This window comes from Pseudoalteromonas sp. TB25, assembly GCF_000497995.1.
Classification (GTDB): Bacteria; Pseudomonadota; Gammaproteobacteria; order Enterobacterales; family Alteromonadaceae; genus Pseudoalteromonas; species Pseudoalteromonas distincta.
On record NZ_AUTI01000424.1, the window covers coordinates 18,693 to 30,956 of the forward strand.

A 12,264-nucleotide genomic window follows, 5' to 3' on the forward strand; every position below is an offset into this window, starting at 1 on the left:
AGTAAATGAGTTTAAGAAGTGTAAGATACAGATTTTATAGAAAATTTAAAGATATAAAAAAAGCCCGTTAGGGCTTTTTTGAGTCATATTAACCGTCACTAATATGAGCAATGTAGCAAGTAAATGTGATATTTGGTGTTATTACTTGGGTCGAGTAAGTAATACCACGAAGCGGCACGTTCTTCTTTTAATGTGTCAGCATCCTTGCTGAATATCCTTCCATAGGCACTGAGGTCGGTACACTTTGTTTCTGATAATGATTATTAGTTAGATTAGTGCGCAAGTCAATATTTAAATGATAATTATTATCAAATAAGATTTTCATGATTATAAAATTTAAAATAAGGAAAGTGATGCTTAATAATCTTAAAGCTAAAAAAGTGATAAATGCATGCTTTGCTATCAGCATGGTATTTTTGTGTAGCTGTTCAGCCTCATTCACTTATAACAACTTGAGCTGGCTTTCGTCATTTTGGGTAGATGATTATATTGATTTAAATAAAACACAAAATAAGCAGCTCAAACAGATTATTAACTCGACCCAAGCGTGGCATAGAAGTACGCAACTACCAGCCTACAAACAAGACATTCAAAATATTAAGGCACTTTTTAACACCACACTAAGCATCGATCAGTTAAAAGAGCAGGTGGTTTTTGCTAGAAAGCATTGGCAGAACCTACTTGAATACGCGCACATGCCTTTAGCTGAGCTTGGGGCAACCTTATCAAGTGAGCAAAGAGAAGAACTTTTAAACAATATTCAAATAAAAATTAACGACGAACGTGAAGAGTTTAACGAACAAACCCCGCTTGAGCGAAAAAGTGAGCGTTTGGAAGAGCAATTTGAATACTACGAGCAGTGGATAGGCAAGCTTAATAAACAACAAAAAGCGCTGATTAAATCAACTAATGAGCAACATCAAGACTCTGGAATGTTGTGGTTGGAATACAAAAAAACCCGTTTGAATGCAGCCAAACAGGTATTTGAAAATGTTGAAATAACAAAAAAAGAATTTATAAATCAGTTGAGTAAAGTTATTAAAGAGCGCGAACTATATATGAGCGACGCACTATTGAAAACCAATGAAGCAAACTTAGATTTATATATAAATTTACTCTACGAATTAAACTCAACTCTAAATGATAAACAACGCCAAAGCGTTAATGATCAATTTGATGAGTTAATTGAGACCTTAAACGATATAATAGAAAATTAAATTGTGCGTGAATTATTAAGTTTTAAATTAGCTGTTTAGGCTGATTTGTTTTTAAACGCAAAAATGCTTTTTAAAGGGCAATATATGGTTACAGATTTGAAAAGTATCTTAAACACTTGGTATCCCGATAGGGATAACCAAGAATGGGTTTTAGCTACTTTGTACAAAATTGAAGGCTCTAGTTACAGAAAGCTAGGGGCTATGATGCTTATTTCGAGCCTAGGCGAGCGCTTGGGGATGCTTTCGGGTGGCTGTTTAGAAGCTGACATACAACGCCATGCTAAACAAGTAATGAGTAGTTTAAGCAGTAAAACCATTAGTTATGATGCCACCGATGAAGACGATTTAACATTTCAACTTGGCATTGGTTGTGGGGGCATAGTACATATTTTACTGCAGCCCATTCACAAAGCTAATGACTATTTACAGTTAGAGCTTGTATCTAAAGCACTTAATGAGAATAAACCAGGGCGATATCTTCAACAAGTAAGCCCCATTTTGCCAGCCGGTAGTGGTGTATTTTCGCAAAATGATGAGTTGCATGGCTTATCAATGAACCGCAAAGCGCAGTTGGTAGAATTACAAGGCGCTACGTGCTTGCAAACCTCTATTTATCCACCGCCCCACCTATTAATAGTAGGTGGTGGAGCAGATGCAGTTCCGGTTTATACATTTGCCAAACAACTTGGTTGGAGTGTAACTGTATGGGATACACGCGCGGCTAATGCAAAAAGACAATATTTTAAAAATGCAGATGCTATTTTGCGCATCACACCGAGTGAGTTAAAAGAATATTGCATAACTAATAAAGTCGATGCGGCTATTTTAATGGCTCACAGCGTTGAACTTGACGCCAGTACGTTGGCTCAATTTAAAGATGTACCGTTTAAATATATAGGGTTATTGGGTCCTAAGCACAGGCGTGAGCAAGTTTTAGAGCACGCAAATACGCGTGTTTCACAAATTAAGTCTCCTGTTTTTGGGCCTGTCGGTTTAAATTTAGGGGGCGACTCGCCAGAGAGTATTGCACTATCGCTGATCAGCGAAATACATGCAGTGCTGTGTGATAAAGATGCCCAATCACTTAGCCATTGGGGGCAAGAGCCGTGCTGATTGCAAAAGTAGTGTTGGCAGCAGGTCAATCATCTCGTTTTGATGGTTGTAAGCTAATAGCCGATGTGGGCTTAGGGCAAACAATGATTGAGCGAGCGGTTGAAGTGCTGCAAGCGCTTGATGATTCACCCGTATATGTAGTTACAGGAAAGTGGCACGCAGAGGTAGTAAAAGCACTCAGCGGGCATTCAGATATACATATTATTGAAAACAAACGATGGGATGACGGCTTAGGTGTTTCAATTGCTGTCGCTTCGCAAGCGCTATCTAAACACCATGCTTATAATGGAATTTTATTTATGCTTGCCGATCAGGTTGAGCTTAAAACGCAAGATCTAGCTGCATTAGTTACAGGTTTCACACGTGAATCCTCGCGCTGGTGTGCAAACTATGGCGAGCGTTTAGGTGTACCCGCTATATTCCCAGCGGTTGATTTATCAAAGCTTACAAGCTTAACTTCTGATAAGGGGGCACAGCAATTACTGCGTTCCAGCAGTGAAGTCGTCAATACAATTAATTTAAGTAGTGCGAGTGTAGATATAGATACGCAACTGCAGCTGAGTAATTTTATAGCGAAGCATGAATTAAAAGTACACAAAAAGTAATTGAATTATATCAGTTGTAACTACGATTATGTTTAAAGTATTTAGCTGTGAGTACAATGGGTATTACACAGTAAATGATGTTTTTAGAGTGAGTAGTTACAACAATTTTAACGGTAAAAGCCAACGTATTAACTAATATTGGGGCTATAAAGCTTAATCAAGGGGCAAGCTATGGTGACGTTTACAATTAATGGCAAGGTGGTTGAATCACACGCAAGTGAAGATACACCATTGTTATGGGTTATTCGCGATGAAATTGGATTAAAAGGTACGAAGTTTGGTTGCGGTATTGCAATGTGTGGTGCGTGTACGGTGCATTTAGATGGGCAAGCAACTCGCTCATGTGTTTTACCAATTGGCGCAATTGCAGGAAAAAACATTACTACAATTGAAGGACTTAATAACGAACACCCACTTCAAAAAGCATGGGTTGAAGAGCAAGTACCACAGTGCGGTTACTGTCAGTCGGGGCAAATAATGCAAGCGGCTACATTACTGGCAGCTAACCCAAGTCCTTCAGATGAAGAGATAGTAAGCCATATGAATGGTAACTACTGTCGCTGTATGGCTTATAAACGTATTAAAACTGCTATTCAACGCGCTGCAGATGAGTCACAAAGTGTAGTAAATATATTTGATCCAAATGCACAAGACGCTTAACTGGAGCCGATAATGAAAAAATTATTTCAAAAAAATAGCGAAACCGTTAATTTAAATCGTCGCTCGTTTATGATTGGCACTGCTAGCGCAGGTTTAGTCATGGCGTTTGCCCCTGCGTTATTTTCGGGTTCGCTCAGTGCAAAAGAATCAATTGCGCAACAAGCTTTTTCACCCACCATTTGGTGGACTATGAGCACCGACGGCGCTGTAGAAGTAAGTATTGCAAAAGCTGAAATGGGTCAACATATCGGTACTGCTCTTGCGCGGATTGTGGCTGATGAACTTGAATGTGATTGGGATAAAGTATCAATTACCTACGTAGATACTCATGAAAAATGGGGCTTTATGGTAACGGGTGGTTCGTGGTCTGTATTTCAAAGCTTTAAGCCATTATCCCAAGCCGGCGCTGCGGGTCGAATTGCATTAATAGAAGCTGGAGCTAAATTGCTCGGCGTGCCTGCAGATAAATGTCGTGCTGAAAAGGGCTATATTATTGCAGGCGAAAAATCGGTTAGTTACGCAGACATAGTTAAAAAGGGCGAATTTAATCGTACATTTACTAGTGATGAAGTTGCAAACCTTCCACTAAAACCTGCTAATAAACGTCATTTAACTGGGCTTAAACAAGATTTTAAAGCGCTTGATATACCAGCCAAAACAAATGGTACAGCAGTATATGGGATAGATGTAGAAGTTGAAGGCATGCTGTACGCGCGTCCAGTTATTCCACCAACTCGTTATGGCAGTACAGTAACAAACGTTGATGATAGTGCAGCAAAAGCAATTAAAGGTTACAAAGGCTATGAAATTTTAAATGATCCTAGTAACACAGTTCAAGGCTGGGTTGTTGTATTAGCTGATAGTTACCCAAGTGCCATTAAAGCAGTAGATGCTTTAAAGGTGAGTTACAAAAAGGGTGAGTCGGCAAATATATCTGAAGCTGATATTCAAAAAGAAGGTAAGCGATTATGCGAGCAACGCGACTCGGGTACTTTGTTTGTTGATGAAGGCGATATAAAGAAAACTCAAGCAGACGCTAGTGAGTTGTTAGAATCAATGTATACCACAGCGACAGCGAGTCATTATCAGCTAGAGCCATTAAATGCGGTTGCAGAGTTTAAAGACGGAAATTGGATTATTCATACAGGTAACCAGTGGCAGTCACTTACGTTACCAGCGCTTGTTAAAGCACTCGATATAGAACAAAACAAAGTAATTATTCGTCCTTATTATTTAGGTGGTGGTTTTGGTCGTCGATTATTTGGTGATTGGACTGTACCTGCGGCTCTAACTGCAAAAGCAGTAGGTAAACCAGTAAAACTGGTATTTACACGAGCAGACGATAGTTTATTCGATCAGTCTCGTTCTGCATCTGCTGCAAAAATGACGGCGTCGTTTGATAAAAATGGTACCTTCACAGGAATGGAACATGCATTTGCTGCTGGTTGGCCTACTAAAGCTATGGCACCAGGGTTTTTATCACCGGGTGTTGATGGCAAAGGTAAATTTGATGCATTTTCGGCATCAGGCGCTGATCATTGGTATAGCATGAGCAGTCATCGTGCACGCGCTATTAATAACGAAGTTGCACAAAGCACCTTTAATCCAGGTTGGTTACGTTCAGTAGGGCCAGGTTGGATTGCATGGAGTCTTGAGTCGTTTATTGATGAAATTGCCCATAAGCAAGGCAAAGATCCTGTTCAATTTAGAATTGAAATGTTAGATGGTAAAGGCAAGCAAGCAGGTAAAGCACCTGAGAGCGTTGGCGGAGCACTGCGCTTACGTAATGTGCTTAAAACGGTGTCTGACAAAGTAGCTTCTGTAAAATTGGCGAAAGACGAAGGTATTGGTTTTTCTGTAAGCTCAGGGCAAGAACGTACCATGCCAGCATGGCTTGCAACCGCAGCGCATGTTCACGTGAACCGTGATAGTGGTAAAATAACGCTTAAAAAGCTTTATGTTGTTGTAGATGCGGGCTTAATAGTTCACCCAGATGGCGCACTGGCGCAAATTGAAGGGTCGTTACTATGGGGCAGCAGTCTTGCATTGCATGAGTCAAATACGTATAAAGATGGGCAAGTATCTGCGACTAACTTTAATACTTATTTACCGCTAAGAATGCAAGATGTGCCAGATATGGACATCGAGTTTTTACAAAGCGATGAGTTTCCAGTTGGTTTAGGTGAGCCTGGCGTGATAGGAGTTGCTCCTGCTATTGGTAATGCAGTGTTTAATGCTGTAGGCGTGCGTTTACGTGACCTACCAATGAAGCCAAGCGAACTTAAAAAAGGCTTAAAAGCGTAAAACAAAAATAATTAAAGGGGCATGCTTTAGGCTGCCCCTTTAGTTATTTAATATATTTATGTAATTATTATTTATGTATCAATAGGTAGCGTTGTTTATACCAGTTTGCTTAATTAAACGATTAAGCATTATTGCAAATTGGTATTAGGTTGTTATTACGTGTTGATATTAGTTAAGGTTTATTTATGCTAATCGACCCAACAGGGCGAGAGTTTAGTTACCTACGTTTGTCTATTACTGATGTATGTAATTTTAAGTGTGTTTATTGTTTACCAGATGGTTATCAGGGCGGTCACGACCGTGGCTTCCTCACAATTGATGAAATTAGCAATACGCTTAAAGCGTTTGCACACCATGGTATTGAAAAAGTAAGGATCACTGGCGGAGAGCCAACCCTTAGAAAAGACTTTATAGATGTTGTTCGCGCGGCAAAAGATGTTGCGGGCATAAAAAAAATTGCAATGACCACCAATGGTTTTTCTCTTCATAAGAATATTCATGACTGGGTTGATGTAGGCTTAAACGCCATTAATGTAAGCATTGATAGTTTAGATTCACGCATGTTTAACACCATTACTGGGCATGACAAATTTACCTCAGTAATGAAAGGTATTGATACTGCGCTTGAAACGGGTATTGATTCGGTAAAAATAAACAGCGTGCTGATGAAGCAATACAACGCAAAAGAGTTTGATACATTTTTAAATTGGGTTAAACACCGCCCCGTTACCATCCGCTTTATAGAATTGATGCAAACAAACGACAACAAAGCCTTTTTTGATGCTAACCATGTTTCTGGGCAAGTTTTAAAAACTCAGCTATTACAAACGGGTTGGCAGCAAGTTGCGCGTAGTGCATCAGCAGGTCCTGCTCAAGAGTTTGCGCACCCTGATTATCAAGGCAGAATTGGTTTAATAATGCCTTACAGCAATGATTTTTGTAGTACCTGTAATCGACTAAGGGTTACAGCAAAAGGAAATCTGCACTTGTGTTTGTTTTCTGAAGAGGGTATTTCGCTAAGAGAATATATGAACGACAGTTCAAACAGTGAATTAATGGCATTGTTATCTCGTTATATTAAAACTAAGAAGCCAACTCATCTTTTGCATCAAGGTAATACGGGCATCACCACTAATTTATCTATGTTAGGTGGTTAATTGTTAGAGCTAATTTGTAAACAAAAACATCAAACGTGTCCCTAAATCACCAATAAAAGGGTGTGTTTACATGGTTTTAGAGCAACAAAGCTTGTTAAATTGTATTTTCACGTTAAACTTACTTTTTATTTTTATTAAGTGATTAGAATGGATATCGCAGCCCTTAATAGCACTAAATCATTAAGAAAGGACGTTCTAAGAGGAATGTGCCTTTGTTTTGGTGTTTTATCGGTTGGATTTGCGGGATTTAATTTAACTGTAAATAACTTTCCATTGCTTGGCTATATCGAAATCTGTTTTTCCATTTATTGTATATTTACTTATATTACACTTATACGCCGCCCATTACAGTTTTGGCAATCCGTTGTAATGTGCGCACTTATCACATTCATCGTTATTTTGGGTACATCTTTGGCGTCGCCTCGTAACGGTGTATATGTATGGTCGTTTGCATTACCTATCTTGTACTACCTACTATTAGGTAAACAATATGGTGTAATTTTCTCTGCAAATTTATTAGTGATCCAAGTGTTTATTTTAGGTAGTCAGTCTACTCTTGCCCCCTTTGAGACTTTTAACTTATCTCTTAATCTACTCTGTGCTTATTTAAGTATTTGGGCGATTTCTCACGTTTTTGAAGGGAGTCGTTCACACTTTTCAAGGCGACTTAAAAATTTAGCGTTACTTGACCCACTAACGGGTGCAGGCAATCGCCTTTCAATGAACCACTACTTTGAAGTAGAACTACAAGATAAATCACAGTTATATTTATTCTTACTTGATTTAGATTTTTTTAAACAAGTAAATGATGAATATGGCCATGGTGTGGGTGACCAAGTGCTTATTGAAGTAGCAACTTTACTAAGAGTTATACTCGCTAGAGGGTATGTATTTAGAGTAGGCGGTGAGGAGTTTGCTTTATTTAGCTCTTTTGAAAATGATGAGGCCGCGCTTAAAACTGCCGAACAAATAAGGGCATGTTTTGAAAGTACCACATTTGACATTGACGGCCTTGCAATCAATGTGACAACCAGCATTGGTGTGGCAAAATTTAAAAGTACCAATTCATTGGAAAGCTTTGTAAACCAAGCAGATAAACAGTTATATAAAGCAAAGCAATTTGGTCGCAATAAAGTGTATTGTAAGTTTAAAACAGAAAATGATTACGAGGCAGTTGTTGCGTAAGTCGTGCTACTTAGTACATTTGTTCAAAGTTAGGGATCCCGTTTTCCCAAATCGGTTTATCTTTTCCTAAATGCTCGCGCACAGCATCAAAAAATAATCGGGTTCTTACCGGTAAATCTCGATGCGGATATACGGCATACATAGCGCTAAACTCCATCAGTTTTACATCGGTTAATAAAGGCACTAGCTTACCTTGTATTATTTCATCACCAATAATAAATGCAGGGGCAACAAAGTAAGTGGTGCCCGACAATGTTTTCATTAACAATGATTCTGCATCATTTGCCCTAAACACACTTTTTATTTTTTGCTCGCAGCGCTCACCTTTACTATCGTAATAATCTATTGCTTCTACTCGAATAGAATTACTGGCATAGCTTGCTGCTGGCAATTTCGCTAACTCTTCCATTGTCTTTGGCATACCATAAGTTTCAATAAACTGTGGCGCAGCTAAAATTAATAATCGATTACGCGCTATTTTACGTGCGATAAGTGACGAGTCTTTAGGCTCTCCTACACGAAAAGCCAAATCAAATCCTTCAGAGACAATATCAACTAATCTGTCGTCTAAACGCAGTTCGACTTCTACTTGCGGAAAGCGTTTTTGAAAATCATTAAGCACAGGTTGTAAATAACGACGACCAATAAGTGTTGATGAAGTGATTTTTAAAACGCCGCGCGGCTCTAAATGGTAGTTTTCAGCCATGCGCACGGTTTCGCCGAGCAGCTCTCTAAGCTCAGCGGCTTTTTTGATCATTTCGGCGCCTGNCCTGCCGCAGTGAGCGAAAATGAACGGGTAGTACGGTTAAGTAACCTAACGCCTAACTCATCCTCTAAACGGCTAATTTGTTTAGATATAACAGAGCGATCTATGTTGCGTATTTCTGCAGCTTTAGCAAAAGAGCCTTGCTCAACTACTTCAAGTAACATTAAAAGTCGACTTGTTGTATCCATTATTACACCTTAACTAATCTATTGATGCCATTTTGGCATTAATGAATTTAAAAATCTATGGTTTTTACACACGAGTTTAATCCGTATTATGCGAGGCTAATCAACAATGGAGCGTCTTCATGAACAAACATCTAATTGCTGCTGCACTTACTGCGGCATCTTTAACACTTGCGGGTTGTGCTGATGAGAGCACAGCTCAATCAGCACCTGCACAGCAACTTCAACCAATTGATGTAGCACAGGTGCTTGTTAAGCCGGTACAGAGCTGGCACACATATACAACTCGTTTAGAGTCTCCACAAGAAGTTGCTTTAATGCCGCGTGTATCAGGAATCATCGATAGCATTGAATTTAAAGAAGGCGACGTGGTTAAAGAAGGCGATGTTTTATTTCAATTAGATGCTCGCCCATTTGCAGCGGTTGTTGCAAGCTTAAAAGCGCAAATTAAAAGTGCAGAAGCCGCACTTGAGCAAGCTAAAAGTGAAGACAAACGTGCGGTACGCTTATTAGACCGTAAGGCAATCTCTACAGAGCAAGCACAAGCGCGTACTTCAACACTGCGCCAACGCGAAGCACAGCTTTCTGCACTGCAAGCACAACTTACCTCAGCAGAACTTGATTTAGAGTTTACGTCAGTAGTATCACCAATTGATGGCATTATTTCTCGTGCAAATATTACTAAAGGTAATAACGTACTTGCGGGTCAAAGCGTATTAACATCGATTGTTTCAAACCAAGCTATGTACGCTTATTTTGATGTTGATGAGCGCACATGGAATAGCTCTTTTAATGATGTTACTGCTGCGAGCCACCAAACTGTTGTAATGCAAAAAGTCGGTCAAAGTGATTTTGCATACAAAGGCTACATTAACTTTATTGATAACCAAATTAATTCATCAACAGGTACATTACGTGTACGTGCGGTATTTAATGAAGACAACAACCAATTACGCGCAGGCTCGTTCGCACGTATCAAGCTTGCAGCCAATTCTATTAGCGACGCTATTATTATCCCAGAACGTGCAATTGGTACTGACTTAAAAAATCGCTTTGTACTAACCGTTGGCGAAAACAACGTACTTGAATACAAACTAATTACTATTGGTGAACGTTACGGTGCATTACGTGCGGTTACTTCAGGCCTTAATGAAGGTGATGTAATTGCTGTAAATGGTCCTGCTCGCGTAGGTCCTGGTATGCCAATCTCTCCTCAAACAGTAACAATTGATACAAGCGGTGTGGCATTTACATTGTCAAACGACAACGCACAACTTGTGGCTAAGCAATAAGGTTTATTGATGAAATTTTCGCATTTCTTTATACAGCGCCCAATATTTGCGGCCATGCTGTCATTGGTTATTTTAATTGCTGGTGGCATATCACTATTCCAATTACCAGTAAGTGAATACCCAGAAGTAGTTCCTCCAACAGTTGTTGTTACCGCCAACTACCCAGGTGCTAACCCTACCGTTATTGCGCAAACAGTGGCAACACCGCTGGAGCAAGAAATTAACGGCACTGAAAACATGCTATATATGTTCTCGCAAGGTACTAGTGATGGCCGTATGACATTAACGGTAACTTTTGCGTTAGGTACCGATTTAGACCGTGCTCAAGTACAAGTACAAAATCGTGTAAACAGTGCACTTCCGCGTTTGCCAGAAGAAGTACAGCGTTTAGGTGTTGTGGCTGAAAAGTCATCACCCGATTTAACCATGGTAGTACATTTATACTCACCTGAAAAAACGCACGACACAGCTTACTTATCTAACTATGCTGATTTAAATATTAAAGATGAAATTGCGCGCTTGCCAGGCGTAGGTGATATTCGCATGTTTGGTGCTGGCAAATACTCAATGCGAGTATGGCTAAACCCAGATGCTCTTGCTGCACGCGAATTAACAGCAACAGATGTAGTAACAGCACTTCGCTCGCAAAACCAGCAAGTTGCTGCAGGTAGCTTAGGTGCGCAACCAATTTCAAACGACAGTCAATTTCAAATACTGTTAAACGTTAAAGGTCGTTTAAACAGTATTGAAGAGTTTGAACAAGTTATTATTAAAGTAGGCGACGAAGGTCAGTTAACGCGTTTATCTGATATAGCCCGTGTTGATCTAGGTCAAGACACTTACGCACTGCGTGCAGAGCTTGACAACCAACCAGCTCTTGCAATGCCAATATTCCAACGTCCAGGTTCAAACGCTATTGAGCTTTCTGATCAAGTACGCGAAACAATGGCGCGCTTATCAAAAGATTTCCCTACTGGTGTTGAATACGACATTGTGTACGACCCTACGGTATTTGTTCGCGGCTCAATTGACGCGGTAATTGCCACTTTGCTTGAAGCAATTGTACTGGTAGTTATTGTTGTTATTGTATTTTTACAAACGTGGCGTGCGTCAATTATTCCGCTAATTGCTGTGCCTATTTCACTTATTGGTACATTTGCCGTAATGCAGTGGTTAGGTGTCTCAATTAATACCTTGTCGCTGTTTGGTTTAGTTTTGGCCATAGGTATTGTTGTAGATGATGCGATTGTAGTTGTTGAAAACGTAGAGCGTAATATCGAAAAAGGCTTATCGCCACTTGAAGCAACCCGCGTTGCAATGAGCGAAGTAACAGGCCCTATTATTGCCATTGCGCTAGTACTAAGTGCTGTATTTATTCCTACTGCGTTTATTACCGGGCTGTCTGGTCAATTTTATAAGCAATTTGCACTTACAATTACAATTTCGACGATTATCTCAGCGTTTAACTCATTAACGTTATCGCCTGCGCTTGCTGCATTGTTATTAAAATCACACGATGCAAAACCAGATGCGTTCACGCGTTTACTTAATAAATTGTTTGGACGTTGGTTGTTTAAACCATTTAACCGCGTATTTAATCGTGGTGCTAAAGGGTACGAAAAACTGGTACAAAAACTAATCCGTATGACCGTTGTTGTAATGGTGGCTTATATTGCACTTGTTGGCGGCACAATTAAGTTATTTGATACCGTACCAGGTGGCTTTATTCCACAGCAAGACAAACAGTATTTAGTGGCTATTGCGCAGTTACCTGACGCAT

9 protein-coding genes and 1 pseudogene are annotated in these 12,264 nt (G+C 39.7%); 9 read left to right on the forward strand and 1 reads right to left on the reverse strand.

Translation table 11 applies throughout. The annotated features are described in order from the left end of the window. Positions 1–353: 353 nt before the first annotated feature. The 7 genes from L652_RS0120420 to L652_RS0120450 all read left to right on the forward strand — a co-directional run bounded on the left by L652_RS0120420 (position 354) and on the right by L652_RS0120450 (position 8,241). Entirely contained in the window at positions 354–1,217 is an 864-nt protein-coding gene (locus L652_RS0120420) for a DUF6279 family lipoprotein (protein ID WP_024595552.1), read from the forward strand. A gap of 84 nt (positions 1,218–1,301) precedes the next feature. After that, the gene (locus tag L652_RS0120425; protein ID WP_024595551.1) at positions 1,302–2,330 is read left to right on the forward strand and encodes an XdhC/CoxI family protein; all 1,029 of its coding nucleotides are present in this window, start codon (positions 1,302–1,304) and stop codon (positions 2,328–2,330) included. Then, positions 2,324–2,935 (forward strand): nucleotidyltransferase family protein, encoded by a 612-nt coding sequence (locus L652_RS0120430; protein WP_024595550.1) that lies wholly within the window; start codon positions 2,324–2,326, stop codon positions 2,933–2,935. The genes L652_RS0120425 and L652_RS0120430 overlap by 7 nt, the downstream gene beginning before the upstream one ends. A gap of 171 nt (positions 2,936–3,106) precedes the next feature. Further along, positions 3,107–3,595 carry a (2Fe-2S)-binding protein gene (locus L652_RS0120435; protein ID WP_007582016.1) on the forward strand — a complete coding sequence of 163 codons (489 nt, stop codon included), beginning with the start codon at positions 3,107–3,109 and terminating at the stop codon, positions 3,593–3,595. A 12-nt stretch (positions 3,596–3,607) separates the two neighbouring features. Continuing rightward, positions 3,608–5,899, forward strand: a complete 2,292-nt coding sequence (locus L652_RS0120440; protein WP_024595549.1) for a molybdopterin cofactor-binding domain-containing protein — start codon at positions 3,608–3,610, stop codon at positions 5,897–5,899. Between the two features lie 185 nt (positions 5,900–6,084). Beyond that, entirely contained in the window at positions 6,085–7,056 is a 972-nt protein-coding gene (gene moaA, locus L652_RS0120445) for a GTP 3',8-cyclase MoaA (protein WP_024595548.1), read from the forward strand. A gap of 147 nt (positions 7,057–7,203) precedes the next feature. Next, a complete protein-coding gene (locus tag L652_RS0120450; protein WP_029753195.1) occupies positions 7,204–8,241 on the forward strand; it encodes a GGDEF domain-containing protein in 1,038 nt (345 codons plus the stop codon). Between the two features lie 10 nt (positions 8,242–8,251). Here L652_RS0120450 and L652_RS01000000124220 read toward each other — a convergent pair. Beyond that, positions 8,252–9,195: pseudogene (locus L652_RS01000000124220) on the reverse strand (LysR family transcriptional regulator). A 119-nt stretch (positions 9,196–9,314) separates the two neighbouring features. Between L652_RS01000000124220 and L652_RS0120460 the strand changes: the two are divergent. Continuing rightward, positions 9,315–10,484, forward strand: a complete 1,170-nt coding sequence (locus tag L652_RS0120460; RefSeq protein WP_024595653.1) for an efflux RND transporter periplasmic adaptor subunit — start codon at positions 9,315–9,317, stop codon at positions 10,482–10,484. A gap of 9 nt (positions 10,485–10,493) precedes the next feature. Beyond that, a partial coding sequence (locus L652_RS0120465) for an efflux RND transporter permease subunit (protein ID WP_024603620.1) occupies positions 10,494–12,264 on the forward strand: 1,771 nt, incomplete at its 3' end.

Bases quoted from the DNA above. Each gene is read 5' to 3' on its own strand.
- L652_RS0120420 (WP_024595552.1), top strand. From the start codon at position 354: ATGCTTAATAATCTTAAAGCTAAAAAAGTGATAAATGCATGCTTTGCT.
- L652_RS0120425 (WP_024595551.1), top strand. From the start codon at position 1,302: ATGGTTACAGATTTGAAAAGTATCTTAAACACTTGGTATCCCGATAGG.
- L652_RS0120435 (WP_007582016.1), top strand. From the start codon at position 3,107: ATGGTGACGTTTACAATTAATGGCAAGGTGGTTGAATCACACGCAAGT.
- L652_RS0120440 (WP_024595549.1), top strand. From the start codon at position 3,608: ATGAAAAAATTATTTCAAAAAAATAGCGAAACCGTTAATTTAAATCGT.
- moaA (WP_024595548.1), top strand. From the start codon at position 6,085: ATGCTAATCGACCCAACAGGGCGAGAGTTTAGTTACCTACGTTTGTCT.
- L652_RS0120450 (WP_029753195.1), top strand. From the start codon at position 7,204: ATGGATATCGCAGCCCTTAATAGCACTAAATCATTAAGAAAGGACGTT.
- L652_RS0120460 (WP_024595653.1), top strand. From the start codon at position 9,315: ATGAACAAACATCTAATTGCTGCTGCACTTACTGCGGCATCTTTAACA.